This is a genomic window from Nocardia vinacea NBRC 16497, from assembly GCF_000308835.1.
Taxonomy (GTDB): domain Bacteria; phylum Actinomycetota; class Actinomycetes; order Mycobacteriales; family Mycobacteriaceae; genus Nocardia; species Nocardia vinacea.
The window spans coordinates 1-2,187 of record NZ_BAGN01000140.1; the positions used below are offsets into that span (position 1 = coordinate 1).

The 2,187-nt window shown below is 68.0% G+C and carries 2 protein-coding genes; both read right to left on the minus strand.

Annotated elements, in window-relative coordinates; genetic code table 11:
* A partial coding sequence (gene moxR1 / locus ON44_RS19025) for a chaperone MoxR1 (RefSeq protein ID WP_040691935.1) occupies positions 1-965 on the minus strand: 965 nt, incomplete at its 3' end.
* A 156-nt stretch (positions 966-1,121) separates the two neighbouring features.
* Positions 1,122-2,187: NlpC/P60 family protein (locus ON44_RS19030; RefSeq protein ID WP_040691933.1), on the minus strand; the 1,066-nt coding region annotated here is incomplete at its 5' end.

Sequence of the window (2,187 nt, forward strand, 5' to 3'; positions counted from 1 at the left end):
AGCGCGTCGTAGGACAGCACCAGACGGTGGCGCAGCACATCCGGAATCACCTCGACGACATCCTGCGGCACCACATAGTCGCGGCCGCGGATCAGCGCGACGGCGCGGGCCGCGGCGATGATGCCGAGGCTGGCGCGCGGCGAGGCGCCGTAGGCGATCCAGCTCGCCACATCCTGCATGCCGAATTCGCCGGGCTTGCGGGTCGCCGCGATCACCCGGACCACGTAGTCGACCAGCGCATGGTGCACGAACGTATTCGCGGCCACCCGCTGCAGGCGGATCAGCTCGGACGGCTCGAGGATCGGCTTGGCCTCCGGCGGGGTGACGCCCATCCGGTAGATGATCTCGCGCTCTTCCTCCACCGACGGGTAGTCGACGACGACCTTGAACAGGAAGCGGTCGCGCTGCGCCTCGGGCAGCGGGTACACGCCCTCGCTCTCGATCGGATTCTGGGTCGCCATGACCAGGAACGGGTCGGGCATCGGGTAGGTCTTGCCGCCGATCGACACATGCCGCTCGGCCATCACCTCGAGCAGTGCGGACTGCACCTTGGCCGGCGCGCGGTTGATCTCGTCGGCGAGAACGAAGTTCGCGACGACCGGGCCGAGTTCGGTATCGAATTCCTCGCGGCCCTGGCGGTAGATGCGGGTACCGATCAGGTCGGTGGGCACCAGATCGGGGGTGAACTGGACGCGGGCGAACGAACCGCCGACCACCCTGGCGAAGGTCTCCACCGCAAGGGTTTTGGCGATACCCGGCACACCCTCGAGCAGTACGTGGCCGCGTGCGAGCACCCCGACGAGCAGCCGTTCGACGAGCCGATCCTGGCCGACGATAACGCGCTTGACCTCGTATATCGCCTTCTCCAGGGTCTGGACGTCACGCTCCAGGGTGCTGGGTGCGGGAGCAGCGGCCTCTTTCGCCAAACTTGCCCCGCTCACACCGTCCGTCGAAGTCACCAACATCCCCGCTTTCGCTTTGGTCCTGTGCGTGCTGCCACAACTATTCCAGGTAATGGCCGCATATGCCGCAACCGGACCCGAGATCATGGCAAATCAACAGGTTCGCGGTCGGGTTCGCGGCGTGCGGCCCAGCCTGGGGTTACCCGACGAGCCTAGGGGTTACGAGACGATCCGCACCGCGTACGGCATGATGCCGCCTTCGCGCACCGGCGACACCCGTACCACCTCGCCGGATTGCGGCGCCTCGACCATCTTCCCGTTTCCGAGGTAGAGCGCGACATGTTCGCTGCCGTTCGGCCCCCAGAACAGCATGTCGCCGCGGCTGCGCTCGGCAACAGGCACTCTGGTGCCCGCGTTGTATTGGTAGCCGCTGTAGTGCGGCAGTGAGACGCCGATACCGGCGAAGGCGTAGATCATCAGACCCGAGCAGTCGAAGCCGACCTTGTTGTAATCGCCGTAGCTGTCGGCGACACCGCCGTCGCGGATGCCGAGGGTCGGGCCGTCCTCGTCGCCACCGCCCCAGGCATAGACGACGCCCAGCTGCGACATGGCCCGATCGACCACGGTTTCGATCGCCTCGGAGCCGCCGATGGACGGCATGGTCGGCCCGGTGACGCGCGGCCTGGTCTGGCGCGGCGGCGGCGAATCCTCCATCTGGATATGCGGCCGCTTACCCTCGCCCGCCTGCGCCGCGCGGTCCTTGGCGGCCTGATCCTGGGCCGCACGGGCGGCGGCGGCCGCGGCGGCCGCGCGGATGGCGGCCTCCTCGGCCTTGCGCTGTTCGTCCCAGGCCAGATAGGCCTCGCGTTGGCCTTGCAGCCCGGTCACATTCGCGCGCGCCTGGTCGAGGCGGCCCTGCGCCACCGTGCGCTCGCGTAGTAGGCCCTCCCGCTGCGCCGCCTGCTGATCCTGTTCGGCCTGCACCGCGGCGACGGCGTTTTCGGCGTCGGCCTTCTTCTGTTCGGCCACCGCGGCGGCCGCGTCGGCGGCCGATTTCGCTTGGCGCGCACTGGCATTCCTATTGCCCTGTTCGATCTGGGCGCGGCGCAACGAGTCGAGCACCGACTGCTGATTCTTCGATACCAGCGTGAACACCTGGGCGCGGCTGAGAGCGACATCCGGTGTGGCCGAGGACAGATAGGTGACCATCGAGGTCGCGGCGGGCCGGGTGTACGCCTGCACCGCGAACTGGTCGAAATTGCGTCTGGCCTGGTCGACCTGGGTT